Origin of the sequence: Gordonia asplenii, from assembly GCF_012933505.1 — a bacterium.
Lineage (GTDB): Bacteria > Actinomycetota > Actinomycetes > Mycobacteriales > Mycobacteriaceae > Gordonia > Gordonia asplenii.
The window spans coordinates 38,204-50,631 of the sequence record NZ_JABBNB010000026.1 but is presented as its reverse complement, the minus strand read 5'-3'; the positions used below and the strand labels follow the sequence as shown (position 1 = coordinate 50,631).

10 protein-coding genes are annotated in these 12,428 nt (G+C 66.7%); 3 read left to right on the top strand and 7 right to left on the bottom strand.

The genetic code is table 11. From position 1 onward, the window contains the following. Window positions 1–25: 25 nt before the first annotated feature. On the top strand, window positions 26–799 hold the full coding sequence (locus HH308_RS21150) for a cyclase family protein (protein WP_170196234.1): 774 nt from the start codon (window positions 26–28) through the stop codon (window positions 797–799). Window positions 800–804: 5 nt separating this feature from the next. Here HH308_RS21150 and msrA read toward each other — a convergent pair whose 3' ends face one another. From msrA to HH308_RS21115, 7 genes are all read right to left on the bottom strand, one after another. Then, window positions 805–1,350: a peptide-methionine (S)-S-oxide reductase MsrA gene (msrA, locus tag HH308_RS21145; protein WP_170196233.1), complete on the bottom strand. Its 546-nt coding sequence runs from the start codon at window positions 1,348–1,350 to the stop codon at window positions 805–807. Window positions 1,351–1,461: 111 nt separating this feature from the next. Beyond that, entirely contained in the window at window positions 1,462–1,710 is a 249-nt protein-coding gene (locus HH308_RS29955; protein WP_170196232.1) for a hypothetical protein, read from the bottom strand. A gap of 17 nt (window positions 1,711–1,727) precedes the next feature. Then, the gene (locus HH308_RS21135) at window positions 1,728–2,228 is read right to left on the bottom strand and encodes a hypothetical protein (RefSeq protein ID WP_170196231.1); all 501 of its coding nucleotides are present in this window, start codon (window positions 2,226–2,228) and stop codon (window positions 1,728–1,730) included. An 80-nt stretch (window positions 2,229–2,308) separates the two neighbouring features. Further along, complete coding sequence (locus tag HH308_RS21130; RefSeq protein ID WP_170196230.1) at window positions 2,309–3,448, bottom strand: acyl-CoA dehydrogenase family protein; 1,140 nt, start codon at window positions 3,446–3,448, stop codon at window positions 2,309–2,311. 3 nt (window positions 3,449–3,451) lie between these two features. Further along, window positions 3,452–4,621, bottom strand: a complete 1,170-nt coding sequence (locus HH308_RS21125) for an acyl-CoA dehydrogenase family protein (RefSeq protein WP_211188694.1) — start codon at window positions 4,619–4,621, stop codon at window positions 3,452–3,454. 4 nt (window positions 4,622–4,625) lie between these two features. Then, entirely contained in the window at window positions 4,626–7,502 is a 2,877-nt protein-coding gene (locus tag HH308_RS21120) for an AMP-binding protein (protein ID WP_170196228.1), read from the bottom strand. 49 nt (window positions 7,503–7,551) lie between these two features. Then, window positions 7,552–8,469 (bottom strand): alpha/beta fold hydrolase, encoded by a 918-nt coding sequence (locus HH308_RS21115; protein WP_312870775.1) that lies wholly within the window; start codon window positions 8,467–8,469, stop codon window positions 7,552–7,554. Between the two features lie 30 nt (window positions 8,470–8,499). Between HH308_RS21115 and HH308_RS21110 the strand changes: the two genes are divergently transcribed. Continuing rightward, entirely contained in the window at window positions 8,500–10,494 is a 1,995-nt protein-coding gene (locus tag HH308_RS21110) for a flavin-containing monooxygenase (protein ID WP_170196227.1), read from the top strand. A gap of 88 nt (window positions 10,495–10,582) precedes the next feature. Beyond that, window positions 10,583–12,412, top strand: a complete 1,830-nt coding sequence (locus HH308_RS21105) for an AMP-dependent synthetase/ligase (protein ID WP_170196226.1) — start codon at window positions 10,583–10,585, stop codon at window positions 12,410–12,412. Window positions 12,413–12,428: the final 16 nt, after the last annotated feature.

Genomic DNA, 12,428 nt, shown 5'->3' with positions numbered 1-12,428 from the left:
CGCCGACACACGAAGGTCTCAGCCCATGCGCACGCTCATCGACATCTCCGTCCCGCTGCAACAGGGGATCGCCTCGGATCCCCCGGCACTGCTGCCCACCATCGAGTACTTCGACCACGCCGACACCGTCGACGACGTTCTGTCCTACTTTCCCGGATCGAGCCCCGATGATCTCCCCGACCGGGAGGGCTGGGCCATCGAGAAGGTGTCGATGACCACCCACAGCGGCACCCACCTCGACGCGCCGTACCACTACGCATCGACCATGGACCGCGGACAGCGAGCCATCACCATCGACGAAGTACCGCTCGACTGGTGCCTGCAACCGGGCGTCAAGCTCGACTTCCGCCACTTCGATGACGGCTACGTCGTCACGGCAGCCGACATCGATGCCGAACTCGACCGGATCGGCCACACCCTGAGCCCGCTGGAGATCGTCGTCGTGAACACATCCGCGGGAACGCGTTACGGGTGCGCCGACTATGTATCCAAAGGCTGCGGGATCGGACGCGAGGCGACCCTTCGCCTGCTCGATCACGGTGTCCGGCTCACCGGAACCGACGCCTGGAGCTGGGACGCCCCCTTCTCCCACACCGCGCAACGCTTCGCGCAGAATCACGACGGCGGACTGATCTGGGAGGGCCACAAGGCCGGCCGCGACGTCGGCTACTGCCACCTCGAAAAGCTCCACAACCTCGAGGCACTGCCCTCGACCGGATTCCACATCTCGTGTTTTCCGGTCAAAGTCCACGCGGCATCGGCAGGCTGGACCCGCGCCGTCGCCATCCTCGACGCCTGATCTATTCAGCCGTTGCGCTTCGGCAGCACCCAGTCCGGGCGTACGAAATGGCACGTGTACCCGTTGGGATAGGTGATCAGGTAGTCCTGATGCTCGGGCTCGGCCTCCCAGAACGGTCCGATCTCCTCGATCGTCGTCGCCGCGTTGCCCGGCCACAGCCCCGAAGCGTCGACGTCGGCGATGGTGTCACGGGCGATTTCCTCCTGCTCGGTGGTGACCGGAAAGATCGCCGAGCGGTAGCTGGTTCCGACGTCGTTGCCCTGGCGGTTCTCCGTCGTGGGGTCGTGGACCTGGAAGAAGAATGCCAGAATGTCGCGATAGGTCGTCTCGTTCGGATCGAACACGATCTCAACCGCCTCCGCGTGCCCGGGATGATTGCGATAGGTGGCATGGTCGTTGTCACCGCCGGTGTAGCCCACCCGGGTGTCCACCACGCCGGGTTGGCGCCTGATGAGATCCTCCAGACCCCAGAAGCAGCCGCCGGCGAGGACGGCGGTCTCGGTGCCGGGTGTCCGGGTGATCGCTCCGATGTCGTTGATTCCGTGGGTCATGATGCGCCTCCCTTGCGGGCCCTCCCATGCGGGATGGCCGATGCCTATTACGCCGCCGACTTCGGCGGCATATGACTCAACACCGCAGAGGCCCGGTTTGGTCCCGGCAAGTCAGCCGATCCTCGCGGCGGCGAGTGCCCTGCGCATGCGCTCTCGCACACCGACGTCTTCGGCTGCGTCGATGGCTTGTTCGAGGTCGCGGGATACCGGCCCATACGGATCGGCTTCGAGCGCGTCGAGTATCCGTCGCCAGTGGCGCAATGACCCTCGGTCGATTGCTGCGAGGATTCCCTCGAAGCCCCATTGATCGACCGGATCATCCGGAGTGACATCGAGGTTTCGGAAGCGAAGCTCGGGCATCGTAGTGGTCCTTACGTCTACATCTTGTCAGCGATGGCGCGACATTGATCAGCGACGTGGCTCCAGTCGGTCCACGGCGCTCGGAGGCCTTTGTAGCTGGTCAACTGGGCGGTGGTACGGGAGTCTCGCGGTCTAGGTGCGCTCAATTGGCGCATGACTTGAGAGGCGACACTGTCCGGGCCCGGGACTCGCACGGTAGCACCGTTGGTGAGTTGGACTTCCTCGACTTCGAGGGGCACGGTTCGGATCATTTGGCGCACTCCGGCTTCGATACCGCCGAGTTCGCCGAGGATGATCTTGCCGGGGGTAGCACGGTTGACGACCCAATCGGGGTCTGATTCGAGTGCGTCGAGGATAGCGCCGAAGCGATGTTCCAGGTCACGGACGACGTGGTCGTGGTCGAACGAGTCACGGTGGTGTGCGTGGAGGGCTGCGGCGTTGCCGCCGACGAGTACGGCGTCGGGCACAAGCTCCTGTAAGCGTGCGGCCGACAGGAGTACATCGTCGAGCGGCGACATCCGCGTCCATTCCTCTCGTACGGCATCTCCAGACTCAGAGTACAGCGCGCGCGAGGCTATGACGGGCCGACGCAAGCAGCTCACAACCCCAATGATCGACCGACTATCTCGCGCATGATTTCGTTGGTGCCGCCGTAGATTCGCTGCACCCGGGCGTCGCGCCAGCGTCGGGCGACCTCGAATTCTTCCATGTAGCCGTACCCGCCGTGGATCTGCAGGCACGCGTCGAGCGCCTCGAACTCCAGCTCCGTGGTCCAGAACTTCGCGCCGGCGGCCTCCGCGGCGGTCAGCTCACCGGAGTTGCTCGCCTCGATGCACCGATCCACGAACACTCGAGCGATCGTCGCCTTGGTCGACAGTTCCGCCAGGGTGAATCGATTCGCCTGGAAGCTCCCGATCGGTCTGCCGAAGGCGGTGCGCTCCGATGCATAGGCGACGGCGGTCCGCACCGCGTGTTCGACGCTGGCGACCGCGACCACGGCCATCGAAAGCCGCTCTTGCGCAAGGTTTCCCATCATGTAGTGCAGCCCCTTGCCAGGCTCCCCGAGCACGTCGGCGTCGGGCACGAAGACATCGGCGAAGAACAATTCGGCGGTGTCTTGCGCCCGGCGCCCGATCTTCTCCAGTTTGCGTCCCTTCTCGAAGCCGTCGGTCCCGGCCGCGACGACGAACAGTCCGAATCCCCCGCCGTCGGCGTCGGGGATACGGGCGGCGACGATCACCAGATCGGCCTGGATGCCGCTGGTAATGAACGTCTTCGCCCCGTTGAGACGCCATCCGCCCGGCACCTTCGACGCGGTCGTCTTGATGGCGCGCATGTCGGAGCCGGTCCCCGGCTCCGACATCGCGATCGCGATCACCGTGTCGCCCGCGGTGATTCCGGGCAACCACCTGGCCTGCTGATCGGACGACGCGATGTCCAGGTAGTACGGCAGCACGATGTCGTTAGTGAGGGAGAACCCGTCCCCGACGGCGCCGGTGGAAACGACTTCCTCGTTGATCACCGCATTGAACCGGAAATCGCGCAGGCCCGCCCCGCCGAATTCCTCGGGAGCGGCGAAGCCGACCATTCCGTGTGCTGCCGCGGCCGACCAGAATCGTCGATCAACCAGTCCCGCCGACTCCCAGTCGGCGGTGTTCGGAACCGCTTCTTTCAGTAGGAATGCGCGAACGGTCTCGCGGAACTGCTCGTGCTCGACGTCGAATATGGTGCGTTTCATCTGTCAGATCCCCATTGACTTTCCGATGATCTCCTTCATGATTTCGCTGGTGCCGCCATAAATGCGCTGCACTCGCGCGTCGACATATGCCCGCGAAATGGGAAATTCCGCCATATAACCGTATCCGCCGAACATCTGCAGACATTTGTCGACGACGACCCCTTGCACCTCGGTCGCCGCGAGTTTGGCCATCGCCGCGCGGTCGGCGGTGAGTTCACCGGCGATATGCGCGCGCAGGCAATCGTCGACGAACGCCCGCACCACTTCGGCCTGCACATGACAGTCGGCGAGTGTGAACCGAGTGTTCTGGTTCGCCGCCAGCGGCCGCCCGAACGCCGTCCGCTCGGTCACATACGCCGACGCGAGTTCGACGGCACGCACCGCGGCGGCGGCACTCGCCACCGCGATGGTCATCCGTTCCTGCGGCAGATTCGACACCAGCGCGGTGAACCCGCCACCCGGCTCGCCGAGCAGATTGTCCGCCGGAACCCGAACATCGTCGAAGAACAGTTCGGCGGTGTCCTGCGCGTGCATCCCGATCTTGTCGAGATTGCGGCCACGCGAGAAGCCCGGCGTGTCGCGTTCGACGACGATCAACGACAGTCCGCCGTGTCGCGCGCCCCTCGACTCGGTGCGTGCGGCCACGATGACGACGTCTGCGTTGACGCCGTTGGAGATGAAGGTCTTCGCACCGTTGATGACGAAGTGGTCGCCGTCGCGCACGGCGGTCGTGGTGATGCCGGCGAGGTCGGAGCCGGTGCCGGGCTCGGTCATTGCGATCGCGGCGATCAATTCGCCCGACGCCAGCCCCGGCAGCCAGCGTCGACGCTGCTCGGCGTCGCCATAGCGCAGGAAGTACGGGACGCAGATGTCGTTGTGCAGATTGAGACCGAACGACATCACGCCGGCATGGGCGACTTCTTCGGCGATGACCGCGTTGAATCGGAAATCGTCGACACCCCCGCCACCGTATTCTTCGCCGATAGCCATACCGAGGAATCCGTGCGATCCCGCTTGCGCGAACAATTCCCGCGGCACCACTCCCGCTGATTCCCATTTCGGATAGTCGGGTACGACTCGCGTATCCAGGAATCTGCGGAAACTGTCCCGGAATTCCTCGTGCTCGGCGTCGAATACCGAGCGCCACTGCCGGGTGATCTGAGTTGTTGTCATCTCATTACCATACACTATGTATAGATTGATTGTCTCCCTCTAGTCGAGAGACAATTTCGCGTCGTAGAGCGGCGATATCCGGCCGATACCACCGGGTCAACGGAATATCGTCCACCGCCACGACGGTCACCTCGCCCGCGGCTGCGGACAGCTCCCGGAGAACCGTTCGCGCTCGCGCGACGTCGAGCGTCGCCCCGTCGGCCATCCAGACCGCGGCGACCATCGGCCCGGACGCGGCGACGTCGACCACCACGACCATGACCACCGACGGAAGCGACGACAACGCGTCTTCGATCTGGATCGGCCGTATCCGCCCGCGAGCGACGACGTCGCGAACCCGCCCCATCGGCCAGAGATCCCCGTCGGCGTCGGCGCGGAAGACTTCACCGGTGTCGATCCAAGCGTCGTGCGGGCCGAACACACCTCTCATCGGTGCGTCCTCCCACTCGGGCCTGCCGCGATCTGCCGCGACCAGCAGGCGCCCGGGCGCACTCTGGGTGGCGCGCACGACGTATCCGTCCGCGTCGTGGCGCACCTGGCCGGTGATCGGATCGATCGCGGCCAATTCGGTGCGGGCGGTGCCGGACAGCGGACGGCCCACCGATCCAATCTTGCGGCCGGATACGTCGGCGATGATCGCATCGGTGCGGACCGGTGCGAAGAACTCCAACACCTTCGCCGGTGCATACCGGTCGACGACGCTGTGCCACAACGACACCGGCATGCCCGAGCCGACGAACAGTCGGACCGGATGATGCTCCTCCTCGGCACGACGAGGTTGCGCGACGAGCAGCGAGAGCATGCTCCAGGTGTAGGGCACAACCGTTGCGCCGTACTGACGTACATCGGTCCAGAACCGCTGTGGGTCGAACCGATCCGTCAGCGCGAGCCGGGCGCCCGCGGCGACCGGCGCCGCCGTGGCGAGCAACAAGCCCGACGCGTGATAGAGCGGGTTGGCCGCATAGACCGTGTCCGCCTCGGTGAGTGCGGCCGCCGAGGCCGCGCCGTATGCCGAGAGCGCCCACTTGCTGTTGGTCACCGGTAGAGCCCGGATTCCGTCGGCGCTGTCGCCGAATACGACGAAGCCCAGGTCGCGGCCACGACCGGGATTCGGACGGTACCAGCCCGGCACCCGCACCCGATCGACGTCGACGGCGGAAAGTTCCGTTGCGCCGCAAGCATCTTCGCTCGTTTCGCCGAGCAGGTGCACCGCGACACCCGTACCGTCGACCGCGTACAGATTCTCGGCGTCGACGACGACCCGGCGCGTTCGGCCGAGGCGGATCTCGGTGGCGGTGTCGCTGTCCGGCCGCAGCAGCACCGCCACGGCGCCGATCCGACTCAACGCGGCGGCACTCGACAGCAGCACCGCTCCCGACGACACCAGGACACCGACGTGTTCGCCGCGCCGGACACCCACGTGGAGCAGACGTAGCACCAGGTCGTCGATCTCGCGTCGGATGTCCTCTCGGGTGTAGGCGTGCCCGCGATAGAGCAGGCACACGGCGTCGGGGTCGCGTCGATGCGATTCGGCGAGCAACCCACCGTAGGAGACCGTCGTCGCGGGGCCGACGCGTTCCAGGCGCATCAACCGCGGGACCTGATCGATTGCTTCACTCGCCAGATCGCTGACGGTGCCGCCGACCCGATCGAGGATTCCCTTGGCGAACCCGGGCGCGGCCAGAGCGCCCGCCGTCGAGAGGTTCACCACCTGCCGCCACGCGCCGACGCTGGGTGCGGCGGAATGCTCGACGCCGACGCTGCGCGCGTCGACGATGTTCGCCGGACGCTCCCCCTCGCCGCCGACCCACCCGATCCAGCGGGTCACCGTCGGCCACGTCTCCCGGTTGGCACGCGACCCGACGCCGAGGCCGAAATGTCCGGTGGGAATGGAACATTCCCACACCTGCGCGAACGGCAGCCCTTTGACCACGTCGCGTACCGCACGCGGCGGAGCGAAGGCGTCGTACTGACCGGTGAAGATGAGGACCGGGCAGGTGATGTCGGCGAGGGTCACCGCGCGGCCGTCGAACACCAGCCCACCGCGCACGAACCGTTCGTTGGTCATCGACTCCATGACCTCGGCGATGGCCGGGCCCGGGAAGGTGATCCATCCCTCCCCGGCGAGGAATCGACGCTGACGCTCGCGCGGCATGAGTGCCTCGCGGTCGCCGAGGGCCGTCAGGTACTGCACCCGCTGTTTGGCGGTCGCGACGGGCGAGGTCCAGCTGAACAGGTTCGCGGCGGCCCAACCGGGCAAGCCCGTCTTCGACAGCACGTCGATGCCGAACCGGGAGATCGCGGCGAACACCTCCTCCGGCAGGTCGACGCCGGGCAGCGACAACGGCTCCATCGGGCTGCCGAGCGCGAAAATACTTGCCACACCGTCGGTTCGACGCAGCGCCGCGGCCTGGTAGCAGAACAACCCGCCTTGCGAGTACCCGCCGATGTGCACGTCCTCGCCGGTGACTTCACGGACCTTGGTGATCGCGTCGGACACCGCGAGCACGTGGTCGGTGACATTGCGTTGCCGACCGCCCGGTTCGGCGGCGGGATCGCCGAAGTCCACGACCCAGGGATCCAACCCGACCCGATGCAGCAGTGCCACCGCGCTCGTCGACGGCGACACGTCCCACACGTCTGCGCTGAGCATGAGCGGTGGGACCAGCAACACCGGCGTTCGCGACGCCGCGTCGGCGCCGCCGAAGTAGCGCCGCAGACTCAACAAGGGCGTGCGCATCACGATGTCGAAGGGCGACGGTTCCTCGCCCGTCTCCAGCCCGCCGAAGCGCACGTATTCGACGACGTTGGCCGCCGTACGCGCGGCGTGACCGAGCTTGGCGAGCGGACCGGAGTCGCCGGGGTGATCGTCAGTGGACATACGAAGGCTCCTTGAGTGGTGAGAAGTCAAGCGGGAGTGGATGAATGAATCAGTCGGCCAGTTGTTCGACGACGCCGTCGAGCACGTCGGCGACAGCGACGGTGGCGTCGATCTGCGGGAGATGCCCGCTGCCGTGCAGCATGACCAGGCGGGAACCGGGCACGGCGTCGAGCAGCGTCGAAGCACCCGCGACGTCGCAGACGGGATCGGCCGACCCCCAGATCAGGGTGACCGGCGCCGACATAGCCCCGAAGTCAAGACACCCCGCCTGGACCTCGGCCATGAGGCGCCGCCCGAGGGCACCGACGCGACGGAAGTCGGCCATGCCGTGAAAATGCGAGCCGAATCGCCACGCGTTGCGTAGGCCGGGAGCCAGCCGTGCCCGGTAGTACCCCGCGACCGCGACTCGCACGCCGATCGCCGGATAGGGCACGTGGTAGGCGACGCGCAGCACCGGCACCAGCGTGTCGAGCGCGTTGCTCGCCTTGTGCAGAACCGGATGGAAGCCGAGCCCGGCCGGCGCGAGCGCCACCACCGCTGCGACGTCGGGCCGGTCGCCGGCGGCCCGCAGCGCCACCGTCGCCCCCATCGAGTTGCCGACGAGCACCGCGGGCGCATCGTCGGCGCGACGCAGCGACACGAGCGCCGCGGTCACGAATTCGTCGTATTCGGCGAGGAGGTCCACGCGCCCGACGGCGCTCGCCCGACCGAAGCCGGGCAGGTCGATCGCGACCGCACGATGTCCGCGCCGGGCGAGCTCGGCAAGCAGCTCACGCCAGGTGTCGGCACTGTCGGCGAAGCCGTGCAGCAGTAGCACCAGCGGGCCGGACCCGGGAACCTCCAAGATACGAGTCCGGCAGTCCCCCACCGTGATTCGTGACTCGACGATTCGCGCGGACGCCGCGACGGCCGACCTGAGCGCCAGGAACATGTTGACTCCATCTACCGAGGAAAGTGTGATTGACACCACGTCTGAACACATTGTATGGTCTCGTGTATGCCACAGTCCAGTCCTTTCCCGAATCCCACGTGGGGCGCTCAGCCCGCCGGCGCGTTCACACCGTCGCGCGACTTCACCGACGCCGAGCTCGACGCGGCCCTCGCACACGCCAATCTGCCGATCCTGCTCGGATCGCTGGCACTGCTCACCGCCGACGACCGGTGGATCAGCGCGCCGTATCTGCCGAGTGCACCGGCCGATCTCGGCGACCACGACTCCGGCGGCTTCGACGACACCGTCGCCGGGCAGATCCGCGCGCAAGCGCGCGAGGTGCTACTCGCCTGGCGGGCCGGAACCATCGCCGCCCCCGAGGCTCCGCCGGCACCCGAACGCGTCGCCCGGATCCTCTCGGTGATGCTCGCCGAACCCATCGGCGCGGAGTATGGACCGCTCGTCGCCGAGGAAATGGGCCTCGCACCACGACATTCCGAACCGGCCGCGGCGTCGTCGACGCCGTTCCACGTCGTCATCATCGGCGCGGGCATCTCCGGGCTCGCGATGGCGATTCGGTTGGGACAGGCCGGCATCGACTACACGATCATCGACAAGAACGACGCCGTCGGCGGCACCTGGCATGAGAACACCTATCCGGGCTGCGGCGTCGACACGCCCAGCTATCTATATGCACTGTCCTTCGATCCCAAACCGGACTGGTCGAATTACTTTGCGCCACAGGAGGAGTTGGACCGCTATTGGAATGAGCTGGCCGTGCGTCACGGCGTCGAGCAACATGCACGGTTGCGTACCCGCGTACACGTCGCGTCGTACGACGAAGGGTCGTCGCAGTGGAGCGTCAGTATCGGCCCGACCGACGGCGACGAACCCACCGAGACGCTGAGCGCCGACGTCGTGATCAGTGCCGTGGGCCTGCTCAACCAACCGAGCGTGCCCACGCTCGCCGGCCTCGACTCCTTCACCGGACCGGCGCTGCACACGGCGCGCTGGGACGACTCGGTCGATCTGTCCGGCAAACGCGTCGGAGTGATCGGCACGGGCGCCAGCGCCATGCAGTTCGTGCCCGCCAGCGCCGAAGTCGCCAGTCAGGTCACGGTTTTCCAGCGAACCCCGCAGTGGGCGATGCCTCATCCGCTCAAAGGCAAGGCCGTCGACGCCGCGAGTCACTTCCTCAACGCGCATGTGCCGTTCTACCTGGCGTGGTACCGGTCGCGGTTGTTCTGGCGGATGGGTGACAAGGTCTGGAAGCTGCTTCAGGTCGACCCGGACTACGAGCACCTCGGCCGCGCGGTCAACAAGGGCAACGATCGGCTGCGCGCCCACCTGACCGCCTACATCCAGCATGAGCTAGCCGGGCGGCCCGACCTGCTGGCCAAGAGCCTGCCCGACTATCCGCCGTACGGGAAGCGTCTGTTGATCGACGCCGGGTGGTTCGCCACGCTGACCCGCGACAACGTCGATCTGGTCACCGAGAACATCGAGACCATCACCCCGCGGGGCGTCCGGACCGTCGACGGTACCGAACATGAGGTCGATATCCTTGTTCTCGCAACGGGTTTCAAGGCCGTCGACGTCCTGGCGTCGATCGAGGTGAAGGGCCGCGACGGTCGCGACCTGCACGAGACGTGGGGCGCCGGCGACGGTCGCGCCTACCTCGGGATCACCGTCCCCGGGTTTCCCAACTTCTTCTGCCTCTACGGACCCAACACCAACACCGGACACGGCGGGACCGTGATCGCGGGCACCGAGATGCAGATCCAGCACGTCACCTCGTTGATCTCGACGATGATCGATCGGCATCTCGCCAGCGTCGAGGTCCGCGCCGACGTGCACGACGCGTACAACGCCGAACTCGACGCCGCGATGGCGCGCACCGTCTGGGATTACGGCGGAACCACCACCTACTACCGCAACGACCGCGGGCGCATCGTGACCAACAGTCCGTGGCGTTACGTCGACTACTGGTCTCGGGTCCACGAGCCCGTCGAGAGCGACTTCATCGTGACCATCCGAGAGTCCGCCGCAGCGACGTCGTAATCCACGACGTCGGTTGATCTTTCGTCCCCCGACGCTCCGCGCACGCGCCACCGCGAGCCGTCGACCACCACTTCAGATGAGGCCATCCATGTCCAGTGCCCAGACCACCTCGGCTGTCGCCGCACCCGGCGTCGACCATCCCACCCTGTGTGCCGCCTTCCAGGCGACGGCGCATAATCGTGCCGACGACACCGCGCTGATCGCGTTCGGCGAAGACCGTTCGCTGACGTGGCGGCAATACGCCGACGCCGTCGAAGAAGTCGCCTGCGGCCTCGCCGCCCTCGGCGTCGGGCGTGGTGACACCGTCGCCGTCATGCTCGCGAACAGCCCCGAGTTTCACATCGTCGACATGGCCGCCCTGCATCTGGCCGCGTCGCCGTTCTCGATCTACCTGACGTCGGCGCCCGCACAGATCACCTATCTGTTCGGCAACGCGGAGAATTCGGTGCTCGTCGCCGAGCGACGTTTTCTCGACGTCATCGCCGCGATCGAGGCGCCCGCGCTCAGATACGTCGTCGTGACCGATCCCGACGACGATCTTCCGGCGACCGTCGGCGGAGCCGAGGTCGTCGCCCTCGACGACCTGAGGACCCGGCGGCCCGCCGAATTCGATTACGCCGCAACCTGGTCGGCGGTCGAGCCGAGCGACGTCGCGACCCTCATCTACACCTCCGGCACCACCGGTGCACCCAAGGGCGTCGAGCTGACCCACGCGAATCTGATGTTCGTCATGCACACCTGCAACCTGCGCTTCCCGTTCGCCGTCGACGGTGCCGCGATCTCGTACCTGCCGACCGCACACGCCGCCGACCGGGTCTTCTCGCATTACCTCGCGACCGTGACCGGCTGGCCGATCACCACGGTCCGGGACGCGTCGCAGGTCTTCGCGGCCGTGTCGGCCGCACACCCTTCATGGTTCCTCGGCGTGCCGCGCATCTGGGAGAAGTTGCGGGCGGCGCTGTTCGCGCGCTTCAACGGACTGCCTGAGGAGCAACGCGAGCCGACGCTACGCGCCATCGACGCGGCGATCACGCGGGTACAGCTTCAGCAGCGCCGCGAGGAAGTGCCCGCCGAGCTCGACGCCGGCGTCGCCGCAGCCGAGGAGGCGATCTTCGGTGGCCTGCGCTCGCAGCTGGGCTTCGACCGGGTGGCCCTGCTGATGACCGGCGCGGCGCCGATCGCTGCGGCGGTGCACGAATTCTTTCTGGCGCTCGACCTGCCGCTGCAGGAGGGCTTCGGAATGTCGGAGACCGGCGCGCTGGGCTTCACCAACGTGCCCACCGATATCCGGGTCGGCAAGGTCGGGCTGGCGCAGCCCGGAACCGAGGCGAAACTCGACGTCGACGGTGAGCTGCTGTTGCGTGGTCCGCATGTCATGCGCGGGTACCGAAAGGATCCGGCGAAGACCGCCGAGGCGATCGACGCCGACGGCTGGCTGCACACCGGCGACATCGCCACCATCGACGACGACGGGTGGGTCACCATCGTCGACCGCAAGAAGGAACTCATTATCAACGCGGCTGGCAAGAACATGTCGCCGGTGAACATCGAGAGCAAGCTCAAGAGCGCCAATCCGCTCATCGGGCAGGCGTGCGTGATCGGTGATCGACGTCCCTACAATGTCGCGCTGCTGGTTCTCGACCCCGACGCCGCACGCACCTTCGCTGCCGCGCGCGGCTATGCCGACACCTCGGCGTCGGCGATACTCCACGACTCCGACCTGGTCGCCGAAATCGCCGACGCCGTCGCGAAGGCCAACTCTCAACTCTCGCGCGTCGAACAGATCAAGGCGTATCGACTGCTCGACGCCGAATGGCTGCCCGACTCCGCCGAACTCACCCCGACGATGAAGCTGAAACGGCGAGGCGTGGCGTCGAAGTACGCCGAGATCATCGAGGAGATCTACGCGGGGCGGTGACGCCGCGCGCGCCGGA

Bases quoted from the DNA above. Each gene is read 5' to 3' on its own strand.
- HH308_RS21130 (WP_170196230.1), bottom strand. From the start codon at position 3,448: ATGAAACGCACCATATTCGACGTCGAGCACGAGCAGTTCCGCGAGACC.
- HH308_RS21120 (WP_170196228.1), bottom strand. From the start codon at position 7,502: ATGTCCACTGACGATCACCCCGGCGACTCCGGTCCGCTCGCCAAGCTC.
- HH308_RS21135 (WP_170196231.1), bottom strand. From the start codon at position 2,228: ATGTCGCCGCTCGACGATGTACTCCTGTCGGCCGCACGCTTACAGGAG.
- HH308_RS29955 (WP_170196232.1), bottom strand. From the start codon at position 1,710: ATGCCCGAGCTTCGCTTCCGAAACCTCGATGTCACTCCGGATGATCCG.
- msrA (WP_170196233.1), bottom strand. From the start codon at position 1,350: ATGACCCACGGAATCAACGACATCGGAGCGATCACCCGGACACCCGGC.
- HH308_RS21125 (WP_211188694.1), bottom strand. From the start codon at position 4,621: ATGACAACAACTCAGATCACCCGGCAGTGGCGCTCGGTATTCGACGCC.
- HH308_RS21105 (WP_170196226.1), top strand. From the start codon at position 10,583: ATGTCCAGTGCCCAGACCACCTCGGCTGTCGCCGCACCCGGCGTCGAC.
- HH308_RS21110 (WP_170196227.1), top strand. From the start codon at position 8,500: ATGCCACAGTCCAGTCCTTTCCCGAATCCCACGTGGGGCGCTCAGCCC.
- HH308_RS21150 (WP_170196234.1), top strand. From the start codon at position 26: ATGCGCACGCTCATCGACATCTCCGTCCCGCTGCAACAGGGGATCGCC.